This is a genomic window from Legionella sp. (assembly GCF_965140895.1).
Lineage (GTDB): Bacteria > Pseudomonadota > Gammaproteobacteria > Legionellales > Legionellaceae > Legionella.
The window spans coordinates 1-16,097 of the sequence record NZ_CBCSKT010000081.1 but is presented as its reverse complement, the minus strand read 5'-3'; the positions used below and the strand labels follow the sequence as shown (position 1 = coordinate 16,097).

The window sequence follows — 16,097 nt, the reverse complement described above, 5'->3', positions numbered from 1 at the left end:
AGCTTTGATCACGATGTGATTAATGCAAATAAGCCAGTACTAGTTGATTTTTGGGCCGAATGGTGTGGTCCTTGCCGTGCATTAACACCTGTATTAGAAGAAGTTGCTGCAACTCATGGCGCAGATATTTCTTTTGCAAAAATTAATATTGATGAAAATCCACAAGCTCCAGCAAAATTCGGTGTAATGAGTATTCCTACGCTGATTATATTTAAAAATGGCCAAGTGGAAGCAGTTAAGATGGGCTATTTATCTAAGTCTCAATTAAGTGCTTTTGTTGAAAGCCACGTTTAAATATTCATTATTCTTTATAAATAATGTTGGATCTTAATTTAAAGCTGTGATACTGTTTGCTTATGTGACATGCTGGAATATAGTCATGTCGCATAAGCAGCAGAATCCTTAGCTGCATTCTTAAACTAATAAATTTTCTCGGATAAAACCAATCTTAAACAACAAATCAAGTGAGAAGTATGAATCTTAGCGAACTTAAGCAATTGCCTATTGCCGATCTCTTTAACATCGCACAAGAGATAGGTGTCGAAAATCCTTCCCGTATGCGCAAACAAGAAATTATTTTTGCTATTCTTAAGGCCCATGCCTTAAAGGGAGCTGACATCCATGGTGATGGTGTTTTAGAAGTCCTGACTGATGGTTTTGGTTTCTTGCGCTCTGCAGATGGTTCTTATTTGGCCGGTCCAGACGACATCTATGTATCACCCAGCCAAATCAGACGTTTTGGTCTGCGTTCCGGTGACACAATTTCAGGAAAAATTCGTCCACCTAAAGATAGCGAACGTTATTTTGCCCTGCTGAAAGTTGATGAAATCAACTATGATTCACCTGACAGTGCTAAGCGAAAGATTCTTTTCGAAAACCTTACTCCTTTATTTGCTTCCGAGCGCTTAGTTATGGAGCAGGGCAATGGTAGTACGGAAGATCTGACCGCACGTGTGGTGGACTTATGTGCTCCTTTTGGCCGTGGCCAACGTGGATTGATTGTTTCTCCACCGAAAGCCGGTAAAACATTAATGTTACAAAACATTGCTCGTTCTATAGAAAAAAATTATCCAGAATGTTACCTCATCGTTTTACTCATTGATGAGCGTCCTGAGGAAGTAACTGAAATGCAACGCTCCGTTAAAGGTGAAGTGGTTGCCAGTACTTTTGACGAACCCGCTAATCGCCATGTTCAAGTTGCGGAAATGGTTATTGAGAAAGCCAAGCGCCTAGTTGAGCATAAGCGAGACGTAGTTATTTTATTAGACTCGATTACTCGTTTAGCTCGTGCCTATAACACCGTAATTCCTTCTTCAGGAAAAGTATTAACAGGTGGTGTAGATGCAAACGCATTACAAAGACCTAAGCGTTTATATGGTGCTGCGCGTAACATCGAAGAAGGCGGTAGCTTGACTATTATTGCTACAGCTTTGGTTGATACTGGTTCGAAGATGGACGAAGTAATTTACGAAGAATTCAAGGGTACCGGTAACATGGAAATCCACTTGAGCCGTAATATTGCTGAGCGTCGGGTATTCCCTGCGATCAACATTAACCGTTCTGGTACACGTCGTGAAGATCTCTTGTTAAGCCCAGAAGACTTACAACGTACTTGGATTCTACGCAAGATTCTCCAGTCTATGGATGAATGCGATGCAATTGAGTTCCTAATTGAGCGCATGAAGAATCACAAGACCAATGCTGAATTCTTTGATGCAATGAAACGTCAAGAGTAATTCATTTTATGTAGGTTGGGTTTTGGTTGAGGGTTTCTTGTGTAAGGCCCTCTGCCCCGCCCTATCCCGCGTTCACCAGCAAACCATGTTTCTCATTTCGTTCGCGGGCGAGGGCGGGGGGAGAGTGGCCGATACGATATTAGCCTTTCCCCAAGCCCCCTAATGCTCCAAGGGATTTTCCATGAAATACTCTGACCTAAGAGACTTTATTAGCCAACTTGAATCACGTAACTTATTAAAACGTATCGATTATCCTGTTTCTCCTTATCTTGAAATGACCACGGTAAGCGACCGGGTTTTACGCTCCGGCGGCCCTGCTTTGCTCTTCACCAATACCGCTAATCATCAGATGCCTGTTTTAACCAATTTATTTGGTACCGTAGAACGCGTTGCTTTAGGTATGGGCGAAGAAAATATCAGTGCTTTAAGAGAGGTGGGCCAATTATTAGCGGCCTTAAAAGAGCCGGAACCACCTAAAGGATTTAAAGACGCATTTAATAAATTGCCCTTGCTCAAACAGGCACTTAGTATGGCTCCGAAAATAGTAAATGGTGCCGAATGCCAAACGCATGTTTGGGAAAAGGATGAGGTGGATTTAACCTCTTTACCTATCCAAACTTGTTGGCCTGGAGATGCGGCTCCGCTAATTACCTGGGGTTTAGTTACAACTAAAGGCCCACATCAAAGCCGTGAAAATATGGGCATTTATCGGCAACAATTATTAAATAAGAACCAATTAATTATGCGCTGGTTATCGCATCGTGGCGGTGCCTTGGATTATCAAGCATGGCAACAAGCTTATCCTGGAGAGCGTTTTCCGATTGCGGTGACGCTGGGTGCGGACCCCGCAACGATTTTAGCGGCAGTGACGCCAATCCCTGACACCTTATCTGAATATGCCTTTGCAGGCTTATTACGTGGCCAACGAACCCGTTTGACCCGTTGTATTGGCAATGATTTGCATGTGCCTGCCAGTGCCGAAATTGTTTTGGAAGGCTATTTAGAGCCTGGAGTTGAGGCTCCTGAAGGACCTTATGGTGATCACACCGGTTATTATAATGAAGTACAATCCTTCCCTGTATTTACGGTCGAACGCATTACCCATCGTGAGCAACCTATTTATCACAGTACGTACACGGGCCGTCCACCGGATGAGCCGGCAATTTTAGGTGTGGCTCTTAATGAGGTGTTCATTCCTTTATTACAAAAGCAATTCCCAGAAATTGTTGATTTTTATTTGCCGCCCGAAGGCTGTTCTTATCGCTTGGCAGTGGTGACTATCAAGAAGCAATATCCAGGGCATGCAAAGCGCATTATGATGGCGGTATGGTCTTTCTTACGCCAATTTATGTATACCAAATTTGTTATTGTCTGTGATGATGATGTTGATGCTCGTAACTGGCACGATGTGATTTGGGCCATGACTACACGTATGGATCCCGGGCGGGATACGGTAATGGTTGATAATACCCCCATAGACTATCTTGATTTTGCTTCACCGGTTTCGGGCTTGGGTTCTAAAATGGGAATGGATGCTACCAATAAGTGGCCTGGAGAAACCCAGCGCGAGTGGGGGGTGCCCATTGTTATGGATGAAGACATATTAGAAAAGGTTAATGGTTATTGGTCTTTACTGGGGTTAGGTGCATGAGTAAAAACAACATCAAGGCTCGGGTTGAGCAAATTACGCCACTGACTGATAGTATTATGCAGTTGGTGTTAGCTCCCGAAAAATACGTGGATTATTATGCCGGACAGTATTTACAAATTATGCTTGGTACCGAGGCATTTAGCTACTCCATTGCTAATGCGCCTTTAGGTTCGCATCGTTATGAATTGCATATTCGCCACAGCCAAGATAATCCATACAACCAACGTTTATTTGCGCATATAAAAGAATACGGTAGTGTGAGTATTAATTTACCTTTCGGAGAGTGTAGTATTGAATGCTTGGATGCACAGCGACCAATATTATTTATCGCTGGTGGAACGGGTTTTGCTCCGATAAAGGCGATGATTGAGCATCTATTATCTAATGGCGACAAGCGACCCTTTGAGCTTTATTGGGGGGCGCGCATGCAAAATGATTTGTACATGGATGAAAAAATTAATAGTTGGCAGGCTCATGTAGCACGTTTTAATTATTTTTCAGCGCTTTCTGAAGAGAATTCGGATCCATTAGTTTCTTTGGTTCTGTCGCGACATGCACACGATTTAGCTGATTGGCAAATTGTCATCAGCGGGCCTTTTGATATGGTGTATAGCATTCGGGATACTTTAGTTGAGCGCGGGGCATCCGCAGAATATTTATTTTCAGATGCATTTAGTTTTGAAACGAAATAAGGAGAGGTTTCATGCAAACATTTTATCAAGTTCTCGGATTAATCGGGGCTGGGTTGATTTTATTCATTCTCTACCGTGCAATTAAGGGTAATCCAGGGCAGTTCAGTAGAGAAAATTTAAATAACAGCGTGTTTACCATGGGTGTTTTAGCCTTAGTTCTCATTGGCTTCATCGCTGTGTTAGTTTTCATGCTACGGCCTTGATGCAGAGCTGTGCTGTTTGTTCCTATCATTCTCGATGGTGCGAGAATGATAGGATTTTTTTCATACGAATGCATCAAGTAGATGATACTACTAGTGCTTCGCATTAAGATTATGATACTGCCCACCCCGCTCTTTAAGATACATTGCCAGATTCGGATTATTAATAGGCAATTCACTCATATCTTCCACGAGCATACACTCCTCAACATAAGTCATTTGACTGCTATCATCGACCAACAAACGATACCAAGGATTACGTGTGGTAAATTCACGTTGTGGAGCTTGAGGGTTATAACGTCCGGAAGCTTGGAACAACGGATCCACATCAACAATAATCGCTCGATAACGGCTGTGTTTGTGAATGACTAAATCCCCAATATTAAAGCGAGCTGTTTTATTCATTTGATGTCCTTTTTTTGGCTCTTTACATTAGATATCGGTCAAAGTGAATTTATCTTGAGTGTTACTTGCCTTGTTTGCAACTAAGGCAATTCGTGCCTCTATAAGTCAAATAACACTTAAGTGCATGTCATTAGTCGTTTATAACCAGGCTACATTGGACGATTGTGCTGGCGTTGTTCTTCTTTATCCTCTTTTAGGGAATGCTCTTGATTTCTTCTCAATGCTTGATGTTTGTCTGTTGCAAACAAAGTAGATGATGCCTGTTTTTGTTGCAAAATAGTTTTTGCAGTGGCCAATTCTTGCGATAAAGTACTGTGTTTTGTTCTAGCGCTAATTAGTTTCGCGCCGACTTCAGGCAAAAGTTTTTCACACGCAGTTTGATGACGTACCAAGTCTTTTCTTTGATTGATTATACTTAGCCTATTTTGTTCGAGAATCACTTCTTCGAGTTGTTTGTCATTGTTTTGGGCTTCCTCTATTTTTTGATCGTACAAACTAATGAGTCGTTTCATTGCAATAATTTTTCTTGGGGCTTTATCGATTACGATTTTTAGCAGACGATGTTCTTCTGCGAGCCCCTGATAATAATCATCGGCACTACGAACTTGCTGTTCTAGCCGTGAAATTTTCTCATTAAGTTTTCCATCACTCATTTTCATCACCAATAATTTGTCCAATTCATAATCAAATTATAGGCTAAAATCACTGAGTGATCATAACTAACAGTAAACATATTGATATTTCATGCAAAATAAATTGCCAGAATAATTCCGGCCTCATAGAGTAAACACAGTGGCACGGCAAGCATAATTTGTGAAAAAACATCGGGAGGGGTAAGTAGCATTCCGATAATAAACGCGGCTACAATGACATAAGGACGGATTTTTTTTAATATGCCGATGTCAATAACTGTCAAACGTACCAGCGTCAGACAAATTAAGGGGACTTGGAAACAAAGCCCAAAGAGTATCAACATTCGTGTAATAAAGTCCAAAGCATAGGCCATATCGGGCATGTAACGCACTCCTTTAGGCAAGGCATGGATAAAAAATTGAAACATGAATGGCAGAACTAAGTAATAACAAAAGGTAACTCCAGCAAGAAACAGCACCAGGCTTAAAACCATGGCGTTACGCAAGGCATGCCGCTCTCTTTGATATAAACCTGGGCAAACAAAACGCCAGAGATGAAATAAGGCATAAGGTGCGGTCAACAGCAGGGCGGCATCTGCCGCCAGCTTTAACGGAGTAAACACAGGGGAGGCAATTTGTGTCGCAATTAAGTCGTTTTTCGCTGACAGCGTATGCAGTAGAGGGCTTACCAGTACTTGAAATAATTCATTTGCTAGAAAAAAAAACACGGCAAATAGAACAGTAAACCAGAGCAAAATCAAAATGCTACGGCGTCGAAGTTCTAATAAATGAGGCAGGACGTTTGCTGACATAATTATTCATAGCCTTGTACATTACGCTGCATCAAGGCTTTAGCTATTAACTTAAACTTCTTCAAATTCTCTGGCTTTTACTCCAGCACGCTCTGGTCGTGTTTCGCGAATGCGGTTAAACTGATCCACAAATACCACGGTTGGATCCACCTGCGCACACTCTTCTTCCAAAACTTGGGAGAAGGTCGCAATAATGATTAAATCCCCAGGGGTTACCAAATGCGCGGCAGCGCCATTAACACAAATATTCGTTGAACCAGATTCACCGGTAATTGCATAAGTTTCAAAGCGTGTACCTGCGGTAACATTCCAGACATTAACTGCTTCATAAGGAAGTATATTTGCTGCTTTCAGCAATTCTGGGGAAATCGTGATACTGCCCTCATAATCCAAATCCGCTTCGGTTACTGTTGCGCGGTGAATTTTTGATTTTAACATTTTTCTATAGGCCATAACTCATCCTACCTTATTCATTGTGCCCGAATTTTACCCCATATTGAGATTTATACTAGAGCCAGGGTAATTAAATTGTGGAATATCACTTCGCGGTTGGCTTCACAGCCATTGGGCTATGGTCCAACCTACGTTTAATGGCCGTGCTTTTCACCCATGCAATTTTGCTCCTATCCCATAAGCAGGATATAATCCCTTTTTATTTCTTTTGAGCGCCTACAGTGAAGCACATTCCACGTAAACGTTTTGGCCAAAATTTTTTGCAAAGCTTGCATGTCATTGAGGACATCTTAGGCTCTATTAATCCTCAGCCTGAAGATAACATATTGGAAATTGGTCCTGGCTTGGGAGCATTAACCATCCCGTTGCTGCGGCGCATAAAGGAGTTAACGGTTGTTGAAATTGACACGGATTTACAAAAACATTGGTTGGATTATTCTGGCGCAGGTGGTCGTTTACACTTAATTGCCGCTGATGCTTTAACCGTTGATTATTCTCAATTTGGTCAACGATTACGAGTTATCGGTAATTTACCGTATAATATTTCAACGCCATTATTAATCCGTTTATTAGGCTTTGCTTCATCGATTGAAGACATGCATTTTATGTTGCAAAAAGAAGTCGTGGAGCGAATGGCTGCCATTCCGGGAACCAAAAACTATGGACGTTTATCGGTAATGCTGCAGTATCACTGTGATGTCGAGTATTTATTTGATGTACCTCCTGAGGCCTTTGAGCCACAGCCGAAAGTTGATTCAGCTGTTGTTCGTTTAGTCCCCCATCAAAAATCACCATTTGACGTTGTTGCGGTAGAGCAATTGGAACGTTTGGTGGCGAGTGCCTTTGCTATGCGTCGTAAGACGTTGAATAATAATTTAAAAGGAATCATATCTGCGGATCAGCTAAATGACTTGGGCATCGATGGGAGTAAGAGGCCAGAGCAAATTTCCGTTACTGAATATGTCCAACTAGCGAAATTTATTTCCAATTAGTGTAAAATCAATAAAGGAATAAAAGATTTGTAATTATTCACCACAATATTGGAGATGAATACTTCCCTAGTTGAATAGTTACTTAACTTAAAAGTATGGAGTTATTAATCATTATGGAGATGGCTTTGTTTCATCGAGAGCGTAAAAATTCTTTGTCTATGCAAAGAAAATCTATAAAAGATTTAACCCGCATTGTAACTTCCGGTCAGTTTTTGGCTGAGGAACGACGACAAGTATTACTTAAGAAAATACGTGTGTTTTCTCATCTTGAAATGTCGCGTTATGAGAGTTTATGTACCCGACTCATTGATAATTTAGTTCATTATTGCCAAAGTCTGCCTGAAACTACGAATAGTTATTACTCACAACCTGGCGGACTGGTTGATCATGCTTTAAATCGCACCGAAGCAGCACTAAGCCTGTTTCAGGAATTTATGGTTCAAGAGCCATTAGGCACCGTCTCTGAAGACCAAATGCTGTGGCAATATGCCTTGTATTCTGCCGCGGTTTTGCAAGGGATTGGTAAACTCTTTATTGATTATCGGATTAATCTATTTGATAGCAATGGCCAATTGCTACGCGAATGGAACCCTCTTTTAGATAGCATGGGTTCTGTTGGCCAATTTTATTCTTATGAGTTTCAAAAAGAATCCGAGGTTGAATTGCGTCGTCGGATTAATTTGTTGCTCGCCAGAGCACTTATGCCAGCCAGCGGGTTTTCCTGGATAGTCTCAAATGGTGAAGTGTTAGCGGTATGGCTTGCCTTACTCAATGAAGATGAGCGCTCTGCAGGAACTTTAGGGGCTATTTTGATTCGTGCGGATGCGATTGCCATACAGCGCTATTTTACCGAATTTATGCTGCGCAGTGGCATGAACAACCCTGCTGGACGTTATGGACGTGCTGGAACCTTTAGTGGAGGTGTGCCGGAGACGCTATTAGAAAAAGAGCAGTCTGCAGGGCTGGAGTTTTTGGAATGGTTTATTAAGTCCTTGGATGAGGGGCGCATTATGATTAATAAAGCGCCTTTATTTATGGTCCCTGGTGGCATGCTGATGTGCCAGGAAATGTTCCAGCTTTTTGTGCGCGAACACCCTGAATATAAGAATTGGCAAGCGATACAAAACGGTTTTCTTTCTTTAGGCTTACATCGTCGTAATGCAGATGGTAGTGTCCTGAGCCGTTATGAACAGATGCAAAACCAGCAAATGGAAAGTGGCGTTGTATTCTCTAAATATGCCATTGCCTTACCCGGTTCGGTGAAGGTGCTGCATTTATCCGGTAAAGTAGAAACGATGTCCGCGATGGAGTTAGTCAACAAGGCGCAATATCATACCCAGTTGACTCAGCAGCAAAATGCGGCGGTAGCCCCTAATTTGCAAAAACTAAATGCGGCAGGCCAATGGCAGGTAGCCGAAAATACGGGTAATGCATTACGACCAGGAGCAAAAAACGGTGCCTGATTATGCCATTGGTGACATCCAAGGATGTTATGACCCCTTACAGCGACTCTTGGAACACATTAATTTTGATGAAAAAGTCGATCGTTTATGGTTTGTTGGCGACTTGATAAACCGTGGCCCGCAATCGCTGGCGGTCTTACGTTTTATCAATTCCTTACCCTTGGCGCCCAGAATTACTTTAGGGAATCATGATTTGCATTTATTAGGTTCTATATTTGGCGATGAGCCCTGGAAAGGGCATGATGATACCATTCATGACATTTTGCAGGCAGCAGATAGAGAAGAGTTAGGCCATTGGCTGAGAAAACAGTCAATCTTGTACTATTCCGCAGAATTTAATCTGGTAATGGCCCATGCCGGCATTGCTCCAATGTGGGATTTGCCCAAGGCAATGCAGTTGGCGCGCGAGCTGGAGGAGGTGCTTGCGGGGGAGCATTACCAAGATTTTCTGTCACACTTGTATGGTAATAAACCGGATATTTGGTCTGATGACCTGGTTGGATTCGATCGCTTGCGGATGATTACCAATTATTTTACCCGCATGCGTTTTTGTGATGCAGACGGTGGGCTTAATTTGAATTATAAAGGGACACTTGCCGCAGCGCCAGCAGACGTTTATCCTTGGTATGCAGCACCGCATCGTAAAGAGCTTGATGTCGACATCGTTTTTGGACATTGGGCGGCACTCATGGGGCAATGTCCTAATCCTAAAATTTATGCCATAGACACAGGATGTCTTTGGGGAGGACAATTAACTGCCTTACGTTTGCAGGATAAGCAACGATTTGCCGTTTGGAACAAGAATGAATGAGTGAGTTAATGAACAGATTCTCTTTATTTTTGTTGAGTGCATTGCTTAGCCTACCGGTTTGTGCCTTAACACTAACAGAGGATAAACAGCAGCTAAAACAGGCAGAAGAACGCTTAGAACAGGCTATTGCCAGGCCTGAGTTTATGCTTAAAAACTGGATTGAGTTACCGACTTCTCCTGCTGCCCGTAAAAAAGCAGTGCGTAAGTTAAGTCTACGAGAAGCCATTTTGCTGGCGTTGCGTTATAACCCTAATATCCGCAATGCGGAGCTGGATCGGGTGGTACAGCGCTATCAATTGCGTTTAGCCAATAATGAATTTGAAATGCAATATGCTTTAGGTGCTTCGGGAGTAATCCAAAAAAGCCGCTTTAATGGGGTGGGCTCGGATACGACCCATAGTTTTCTTGCCAGCCCTGAGTTGGGTTTACGTACTAAATTAGGCACTAAAGCCAGCCTTAATATTGACAATAATGTCTATGGAGACAACAATTTTAGTCCAGTTTTAAATTTCTCCCTTACTCAGCCCTTACTGCGCGGGTTTGGTAAAAATGTGAATGAGGCGGCATTATTAAATGCAATCGATACCGAATGGTTAAACAAACTAAGCTTGCGCCAATCCGTTTCCGATCAAATTACCCAAGTGATTATGGCGTATCGCTCCTTGATTCTGAGTGGTCATACCTTAGAAAACCAACGCTTGCAATTAAAAGAAGCGCAAAAGTCGCATGATATTAATGAAAAGAAAATCGCAGCAGGGCAGTTGGAACCTACCGCCAACATTCAACAGTCTTATCAAATTGAGTCCTTGAGTTTGATGGTTGAGCAAGGGGAAAATGATTTTCAAAATGCAACGCAGGAGTTATTGCAGGCAATCGGTCTTGATCCGGAAACGCATTTGTCTGTGCCTAGCGATGTAGTTATTGAGGAAATAGTGGTTCCCGATTTAAAGAAAACGATTGAACACGCTTTAGCGCATAATACCTTATATTTGGCACAAAAACTGGCTTTACGTGCTGATGAGCGAGCTTATAAGATTGCAAAAAACCAACAGCTTTGGCAGGTGGACTTAGGCGCAAACGTACAAAGTGGTACGGTTAATGATGTGACCGGAAAGAGCAATGGTTTACGTGGGATTTACAATGGCCGCAACATCACCGAAGCAGCACGTTTGACGGTAACCGTACCCTTGAATGATGTGAGTCGACGTAGCCAATTGATTAATGCCAAAGTACGCTTGGAAAAAGACCGGCTTAATTTGCTTGCCTCCAGAAGGGCCTTGATTACTAATATTACAAATATCATTAATAACATTAGAAGTTTGGCCAAACGCTACCAGTTAGCACAAAAGCAAGTGAAATTAGCGGAACAATCTTATGCTTTGGAAAAGAAAAAACAACAAGCAGGAATTGCTACGGCCTTGGAGGTAAACAATACGCAGAACCAATTGATTCAGGCGCAGACCGGCTTAATTACTGCCAAAGTTGCTTATCTTAATCAAATTTCGACATTGCAACGTATTCTGGGAACCACATTGGATCACTGGAAAATTAAACTTAGGTATGGTGGATGAATAACTATTTAAACCGGTGGCATATTGCTGCCTTAATCCTAATTAGCATTCTTCTATTTGCTTGCGGTCGTCACGAACAGCAAAAAGTAGATAGTGCACATCGCTTTGAGGTCAAAACGCAAACTTTGCACAAAAATTTGCATTTTACCGGCACCATTCAGCCCCTGCATGAAAGTACGATTAGCAGCCCGATGGAGGCGGTGGTCGAGACTATGAATTTTCATTATGGGCAATTGGTCAAAGAAGGCGAGATTATTTTAACTTTGAACTCTACTGATCTACAAAAACAGTTTAATGAGACTCTAACCGGTTATTTGAAAGCGAAAGACAGTTACAGCATTGCCAAAGCGAAATTTGCCGGGACTCAGGATTTATGGGATTCGGGTTTATTGGCTAAAAATAATTACCTTAGCGAAAAGTCCAACATGGATACCGTGCGGGTTACGCTGATGCAGTCGAAACATAAGCTTACCGAAATGCTGGAAAAAGTAGATGAGCGTAATGCCAAAAAAATGTCGACCTTAAAGCTGGCAGATTTTGAGAAGATACGCGCTATTTTGGCATCACAGCATAATTTAATTCGCTTGAAAGCTCCAAGAGGAGGAGTCTTGCTTTATCCTCCCAAAGCAGGTGAGGATAAAACTGCTCGCATTAGTGTGGGAGCTTCCGTTAAATCCGGTCAAGTAATTGCACTGATTGGTGATTTAACTGGAGTTAGTATTGAAATTGAAGTGCCGGAAATTGATATTTCCCAAATCCATACCGGAATGAAAGCCAGCATTAGTGGCATTGCTTTTGGTAAGCACCCTCTTTTGGGGGAGTTAGTCGCCGTCAATGCACAAGCTTCAAACACCAGCAATGGTTTACCCTTCTTTACGGCAGTAGTCGAAGTAAAATCATTAACCTCAGAACAGCAAGGCTGGATTAAAGTCGGCATGAGTGCTGCCATTGAGCTGAGTGTCGATAGCGGTGGCCAACTAATTATTCCGATTGCGGCCATTAAACGGGAAAAAGGCCAAAGTACGGTGATGGTGCAAAATGCCTCAGGAGCACTAGAAAAGCGAATAATTACCACGGGGGCGGCGCAAGTTGATTCGGTTGTGGTAGAAACAGGCTTAAAGGCAGGGGATTTGGTGGTTTATGAGTAGCCAGTCTGTATCGGCTAAACCTTTAATGAGTCTGAGCAATATTGTAAAGACCTATCATCTTGAAGGAATCAGTTCAACCGTATTAAAAGAAGTCTCCCTCATGGTTTGCGAAGGCGATCTTTTAGCCATTGTCGGTGCATCCGGTTCTGGCAAATCGACCTTAATGAATATTATCGGCTTATTGGATAAGGCGGATGCGGGAACTTATCTGCTTAATGAGCGTAATGTCTCGGCATTAGACGATGATGAGCTGGCGCGTGTACGCAATCAGCATATAGGTTTTGTCTTTCAGCAATTTAATTTGTTACCACGTTTTAATGCCATGCAAAATGTAGCGTTGCCATTAATTTATCGTGGTACTCCAAACGCAGAAATCAATGACAAGGTCTTAGCTGCTTTAGAGCATGTAGGCATGGCACGTTATGCCCATCACCGTCCTACCCAATTGTCTGGGGGGCAGCAACAGCGGGTAGCCATTGCCCGTGCCTTGGTGACTGAACCGCAGGTCATTTTAGCTGATGAGCCTACAGGAGCGCTGGATTCGCGTACTGGCACGGAAGTGATGAATTTATTTTTAAGCCTGCATGCCCAAGGCCGCACCATCATTATGATTACTCATGATGAGTATATTGCCTCCTTGTGCCAACGGCAAATTACCCTGGCTGATGGCGTGGTGGTGGCGGAGAATGCGCGATGAACTTAAAGCGTCTTTTCCAACAGGCTTTAGTTAATTTAACGGCGGCAAAGCTACGTTCCTTTCTTGCTGTTTTAGGTATTTTAGTGGGAACTGCTGCAGTGGTTGCTTTAATTAGCTGCGGCCAATTAGCTACCGAAAAAGCTTTAGAGCAATTTAAAGCTTTGGGAACGGATCTATTGGCAGTTGCTGTTTATCAAAAAGAGCCAAGCAAATCGCCAAGCCATGCCGATAATTTATCTATTGATCAATGGCAACAGATTGGCGAGCTTATCCCTTATATTAACGACATTGCTCCCTACAGTACAGCCTTTCAGCCGCTCAGTTTTCAGGGGAAAACTATGCAAGGGGCGCTGATTGGTGCCGATGAGCATTTGGCCAAAATTATAAAAATTAAACTGTCCCAAGGCCATTTTGTGTCTTTTGTGGAGTCCTTTGAACATTATTGCGTGATTGGTGATGGTTTGGCTCAGCAAATTAAACAAATTAGTTTTGACGATCCCATTGGTAAACAGATACGCATAGGTCATTCTCTTTATACCATTATTGGGATTGCCGAACGCTGGAAGGAAAATGGCTTTTTTAATGAAGACGTGAATCAGGCCGTGATTATCCCCCTGGCGGGTATGAACTTAGTGAGTAAAGATACCAAAATAAATAATGCGGTATTGGAGTTAAGAGCGGATAGCCCGATTGATCAAATCATCCTTGATATAAAGCAACTCATCAGCTCCTTTTCCCCGAAGCTGAGTGTATTTCCACGCAGTGCCAAACAAATTATTGCCAGTATGGAGAGCCAAGGCCATATTTTTACCCTATTACTTGGGGTAATTGGCGGCATTTCTCTTTTAGTTGGAGGGATTGGGGTAATGAATGTCATGTTGGTTTCGGTAAGCGAACGAAAAAAAGAAATTGGTATTCGCAAAGCGGTGGGAGCCAGAAATAGCGACATCCAAGCTTTATTCTTAACCGAGTCAGTCATGCTTTCTTTAGTGGGGGGGATTCTCGGAGTGGTTTTGGGATTAATTTTCACCTGGATCGTCGCCTATTTCAGCAGATGGAATTTCACCATTTACCTTTTGCCTCCCTTGGCCGGCTTTATGGTTTCAGCCGCCACGGGCATTTTTTTTGGATTTTACCCCGCACGCAGAGCCTCAAAATTAGAACCCGTAGTTTCTTTACGCAGCGAATAATAGGCCTGGTTGCTTGCAATTAATGTCGCGTATTTAATTTTTGCAAAATAATACGGAAGGAACCGTTGCCCGTATTCGTGTTGATATGGGAGTGAAGCTAAATTCATACACCGTATTTTTTTGTCAACGTTGAATTTCTAAACCAACTACTCTATGATAAAAAAACTCTTTTTATCATAAAAATGGACTTTCGCGATGTTAAAAAAATCTTTAGGATTGGCGTTATTAACATGCAGTATTTTTTCCGTTTCTTACGCAGATACGACGGTTGCAGATGCACCGGCTACTAACGCAGATAATAATGTTCCCACCAGCTATGCCCCGGTTGCTATTCATGAATCCTTTCAAAGTATTTTGCAACGCATGAGTGCTGCGAAACAAGCGGTTGAGGACAAGCAACAAGAATTGTTAAAACAACGCTATGACTTAAGCAACAAACCCTCGCCAACGGCAAAAATGTCCAATGGAAAAGCCGTGCAAGAGGGCGTGCGCGTTAAATTACCCGCCGGAATGACCTGGGAAAAACTCGGACAAATGAGCCCCGAGGAAATTAAAAAACAAGGTTTATTCCCCGCAGGCTTCTTGCCTTTACCTCACCCGCATCATGCTGAGGGTGGAATGGTTTTTCCTAAGTTTGCTATTGATGAAATTAATAAGCAGGAGAATCGTGATTTAACCCGCTTTGATTTGGATTTTGATATCCCCGATCACTTTTTACCTCCATTTCCAGCCCCGATTTTTTTGACCACGCATCCCGAGTTGGGGGATGTGTCTAAGGGTAAATTAGTAACCATTGAAAACTATTATGAGTTATTTAATGGAATTTTGAACCCGAAACAAATCGAAGGATTACGACTTCTGCTGACGCCATTCCCACAACAACAATTTAACCAAACCGAAGATCGCCGTTCACTAAAACCAAGTCGGGGAGTTGCCTGTTTTGACTGCCATGCCAATGGCCATACGAATAAAGCAACGCATTTAACCGGAGAGGCCAGACCACAAGAAGTACGCCATCGCGTGGATACACCGAGCTTGCGCGGGGTAAATATACAGCGTTTATTTGGTTCGCAACGTGCCTTAAAAACCGTAGAAGATTTTACTGAGTTTGAACAAAGAGCGGCATATTTTGATGGCGATCCCGTTATTGCTACTAAGAAAGGAGTTAACATTTTAGAGCGTGGTAGTCAGGTTCATTTTATGTCTGAGTTCCAGTCAATCCTCGATTTTCCTCCCGCACCTAAATTAAACTGGGAAGGCAAACTGGATCCTGCTAAAGCAACACCTGCAGAGATGCGTGGACAAGAGCTATTCTTTGGTAAAGCAAAATGTTCTACCTGCCATGTGGCACCTTATTATACTGATAATACCATGCATAACTTACAAACAGAGAACTTCTATCAACCACAAATGGTTAATGGAATGAGCGTTGTGGGTGATGGGCCGATTAAAACCTTCCCACTAAGAGGCATAAAAGATTCACCTCCTTATCTGCATGATGGTCGTTTGCTGACTTTAGCGGATACGGTCGAGTTTTTTAATTTAGTGTTGCAATTAAAGCTGACCCAAGAAGAAAAAGCAGATTTAACTGCCTTTATGGACGCATTATAAGGGATTGGCAGGTTGGGTCCATGGCTCAACATG

At 42.5% G+C, this 16,097-nt stretch carries 17 protein-coding genes; 13 read left to right on the top strand and 4 right to left on the bottom strand.

Going from position 1 to position 16,097, the window contains the following annotated elements; all coding sequences use genetic code 11:
• The 5 genes from trxA to ACQY7T_RS09545 all read left to right on the top strand — a co-directional run.
• Positions 1-294: thioredoxin (gene trxA, locus ACQY7T_RS09565; protein ID WP_428412975.1), on the top strand; the 294-nt coding region annotated here is incomplete at its 5' end.
• Positions 295-473: 179 nt separating this feature from the next.
• Positions 474-1,736, top strand: coding sequence for a transcription termination factor Rho (gene rho, locus ACQY7T_RS09560; protein WP_006869409.1), 1,263 nt, complete (start codon positions 474-476; stop codon positions 1,734-1,736).
• Positions 1,737-1,917: 181 nt separating this feature from the next.
• Entirely contained in the window at positions 1,918-3,387 is a 1,470-nt protein-coding gene (gene ubiD / locus ACQY7T_RS09555) for a 4-hydroxy-3-polyprenylbenzoate decarboxylase (protein ID WP_428412973.1), read from the top strand.
• On the top strand, positions 3,384-4,079 hold the full coding sequence (locus ACQY7T_RS09550; RefSeq protein WP_428412972.1) for an NAD(P)H-flavin reductase: 696 nt from the start codon (positions 3,384-3,386) through the stop codon (positions 4,077-4,079). The genes ubiD and ACQY7T_RS09550 overlap by 4 nt, the downstream gene beginning before the upstream one ends.
• A gap of 11 nt (positions 4,080-4,090) precedes the next feature.
• On the top strand, positions 4,091-4,282 hold the full coding sequence (locus ACQY7T_RS09545; protein ID WP_428412971.1) for a hypothetical protein: 192 nt from the start codon (positions 4,091-4,093) through the stop codon (positions 4,280-4,282).
• A 90-nt stretch (positions 4,283-4,372) separates the two neighbouring features.
• Here the strand turns inward: ACQY7T_RS09545 and hspQ are convergent, their stop codons facing one another.
• The 4 genes from hspQ to panD form a co-directional block, all read right to left on the bottom strand.
• Complete coding sequence (gene hspQ, locus ACQY7T_RS09540; protein ID WP_428412969.1) at positions 4,373-4,684, bottom strand: heat shock protein HspQ; 312 nt, start codon at positions 4,682-4,684, stop codon at positions 4,373-4,375.
• Positions 4,685-4,833: 149 nt separating this feature from the next.
• Positions 4,834-5,337, bottom strand: coding sequence for a hypothetical protein (locus tag ACQY7T_RS09535; protein ID WP_428412968.1), 504 nt, complete (start codon positions 5,335-5,337; stop codon positions 4,834-4,836).
• 89 nt (positions 5,338-5,426) lie between these two features.
• Positions 5,427-6,128 carry a twin-arginine translocase subunit TatC gene (tatC, locus tag ACQY7T_RS09530; protein WP_428412967.1) on the bottom strand — a complete coding sequence of 234 codons (702 nt, stop codon included), beginning with the start codon at positions 6,126-6,128 and terminating at the stop codon, positions 5,427-5,429.
• Between the two features lie 51 nt (positions 6,129-6,179).
• Complete coding sequence (gene panD / locus ACQY7T_RS09525) at positions 6,180-6,581, bottom strand: aspartate 1-decarboxylase (RefSeq protein WP_428412966.1); 402 nt, start codon at positions 6,579-6,581, stop codon at positions 6,180-6,182.
• A gap of 221 nt (positions 6,582-6,802) precedes the next feature.
• Here panD and rsmA point away from each other — a divergent pair, with 221 nt between their 5' ends.
• From rsmA to ACQY7T_RS09485, 8 genes are all read left to right on the top strand, one after another.
• The gene (gene rsmA / locus ACQY7T_RS09520) at positions 6,803-7,573 is read left to right on the top strand and encodes a 16S rRNA (adenine(1518)-N(6)/adenine(1519)-N(6))-dimethyltransferase RsmA (protein ID WP_428412965.1); all 771 of its coding nucleotides are present in this window, start codon (positions 6,803-6,805) and stop codon (positions 7,571-7,573) included.
• Positions 7,574-7,698: 125 nt separating this feature from the next.
• On the top strand, positions 7,699-9,036 hold the full coding sequence (locus ACQY7T_RS09515) for a conjugal transfer nickase/helicase domain-containing protein (RefSeq protein WP_428412963.1): 1,338 nt from the start codon (positions 7,699-7,701) through the stop codon (positions 9,034-9,036).
• Positions 9,029-9,847, top strand: a complete 819-nt coding sequence (locus ACQY7T_RS09510) for a symmetrical bis(5'-nucleosyl)-tetraphosphatase (RefSeq protein ID WP_428412962.1) — start codon at positions 9,029-9,031, stop codon at positions 9,845-9,847. Before ACQY7T_RS09515 ends, ACQY7T_RS09510 begins: the two co-directional genes overlap by 8 nt.
• Positions 9,848-9,855: 8 nt before the next feature.
• The gene (locus ACQY7T_RS09505) at positions 9,856-11,418 is read left to right on the top strand and encodes a TolC family protein (protein WP_428412961.1); all 1,563 of its coding nucleotides are present in this window, start codon (positions 9,856-9,858) and stop codon (positions 11,416-11,418) included.
• Positions 11,415-12,566: an efflux RND transporter periplasmic adaptor subunit gene (locus ACQY7T_RS09500; protein ID WP_428412960.1), complete on the top strand. Its 1,152-nt coding sequence runs from the start codon at positions 11,415-11,417 to the stop codon at positions 12,564-12,566. The genes ACQY7T_RS09505 and ACQY7T_RS09500 overlap by 4 nt, the downstream gene beginning before the upstream one ends.
• Positions 12,559-13,263 carry an ABC transporter ATP-binding protein gene (locus tag ACQY7T_RS09495; protein WP_428412959.1) on the top strand — a complete coding sequence of 235 codons (705 nt, stop codon included), beginning with the start codon at positions 12,559-12,561 and terminating at the stop codon, positions 13,261-13,263. Before ACQY7T_RS09500 ends, ACQY7T_RS09495 begins: the two co-directional genes overlap by 8 nt.
• Complete coding sequence (locus ACQY7T_RS09490) at positions 13,260-14,453, top strand: ABC transporter permease (protein ID WP_428412957.1); 1,194 nt, start codon at positions 13,260-13,262, stop codon at positions 14,451-14,453. The genes ACQY7T_RS09495 and ACQY7T_RS09490 overlap by 4 nt, the downstream gene beginning before the upstream one ends.
• Positions 14,454-14,648: 195 nt before the next feature.
• Positions 14,649-16,064, top strand: a complete 1,416-nt coding sequence (locus ACQY7T_RS09485) for a cytochrome B6 (RefSeq protein ID WP_428412956.1) — start codon at positions 14,649-14,651, stop codon at positions 16,062-16,064.
• The last annotated feature ends 33 nt before the right edge of the window (positions 16,065-16,097 follow it).

Bases quoted from the DNA above. Each gene is read 5' to 3' on its own strand.
- ubiD (WP_428412973.1), top strand. From the start codon at position 1,918: ATGAAATACTCTGACCTAAGAGACTTTATTAGCCAACTTGAATCACGT.
- panD (WP_428412966.1), bottom strand. From the start codon at position 6,581: ATGGCCTATAGAAAAATGTTAAAATCAAAAATTCACCGCGCAACAGTA.
- ACQY7T_RS09545 (WP_428412971.1), top strand. From the start codon at position 4,091: ATGCAAACATTTTATCAAGTTCTCGGATTAATCGGGGCTGGGTTGATT.
- ACQY7T_RS09535 (WP_428412968.1), bottom strand. From the start codon at position 5,337: ATGAGTGATGGAAAACTTAATGAGAAAATTTCACGGCTAGAACAGCAA.
- tatC (WP_428412967.1), bottom strand. From the start codon at position 6,128: ATGTCAGCAAACGTCCTGCCTCATTTATTAGAACTTCGACGCCGTAGC.
- hspQ (WP_428412969.1), bottom strand. From the start codon at position 4,684: ATGAATAAAACAGCTCGCTTTAATATTGGGGATTTAGTCATTCACAAA.
- rho (WP_006869409.1), top strand. From the start codon at position 474: ATGAATCTTAGCGAACTTAAGCAATTGCCTATTGCCGATCTCTTTAAC.
- ACQY7T_RS09550 (WP_428412972.1), top strand. From the start codon at position 3,384: ATGAGTAAAAACAACATCAAGGCTCGGGTTGAGCAAATTACGCCACTG.
- ACQY7T_RS09485 (WP_428412956.1), top strand. From the start codon at position 14,649: ATGTTAAAAAAATCTTTAGGATTGGCGTTATTAACATGCAGTATTTTT.
- ACQY7T_RS09490 (WP_428412957.1), top strand. From the start codon at position 13,260: ATGAACTTAAAGCGTCTTTTCCAACAGGCTTTAGTTAATTTAACGGCG.
- ACQY7T_RS09500 (WP_428412960.1), top strand. From the start codon at position 11,415: ATGAATAACTATTTAAACCGGTGGCATATTGCTGCCTTAATCCTAATT.
- ACQY7T_RS09495 (WP_428412959.1), top strand. From the start codon at position 12,559: ATGAGTAGCCAGTCTGTATCGGCTAAACCTTTAATGAGTCTGAGCAAT.
- ACQY7T_RS09505 (WP_428412961.1), top strand. From the start codon at position 9,856: ATGAACAGATTCTCTTTATTTTTGTTGAGTGCATTGCTTAGCCTACCG.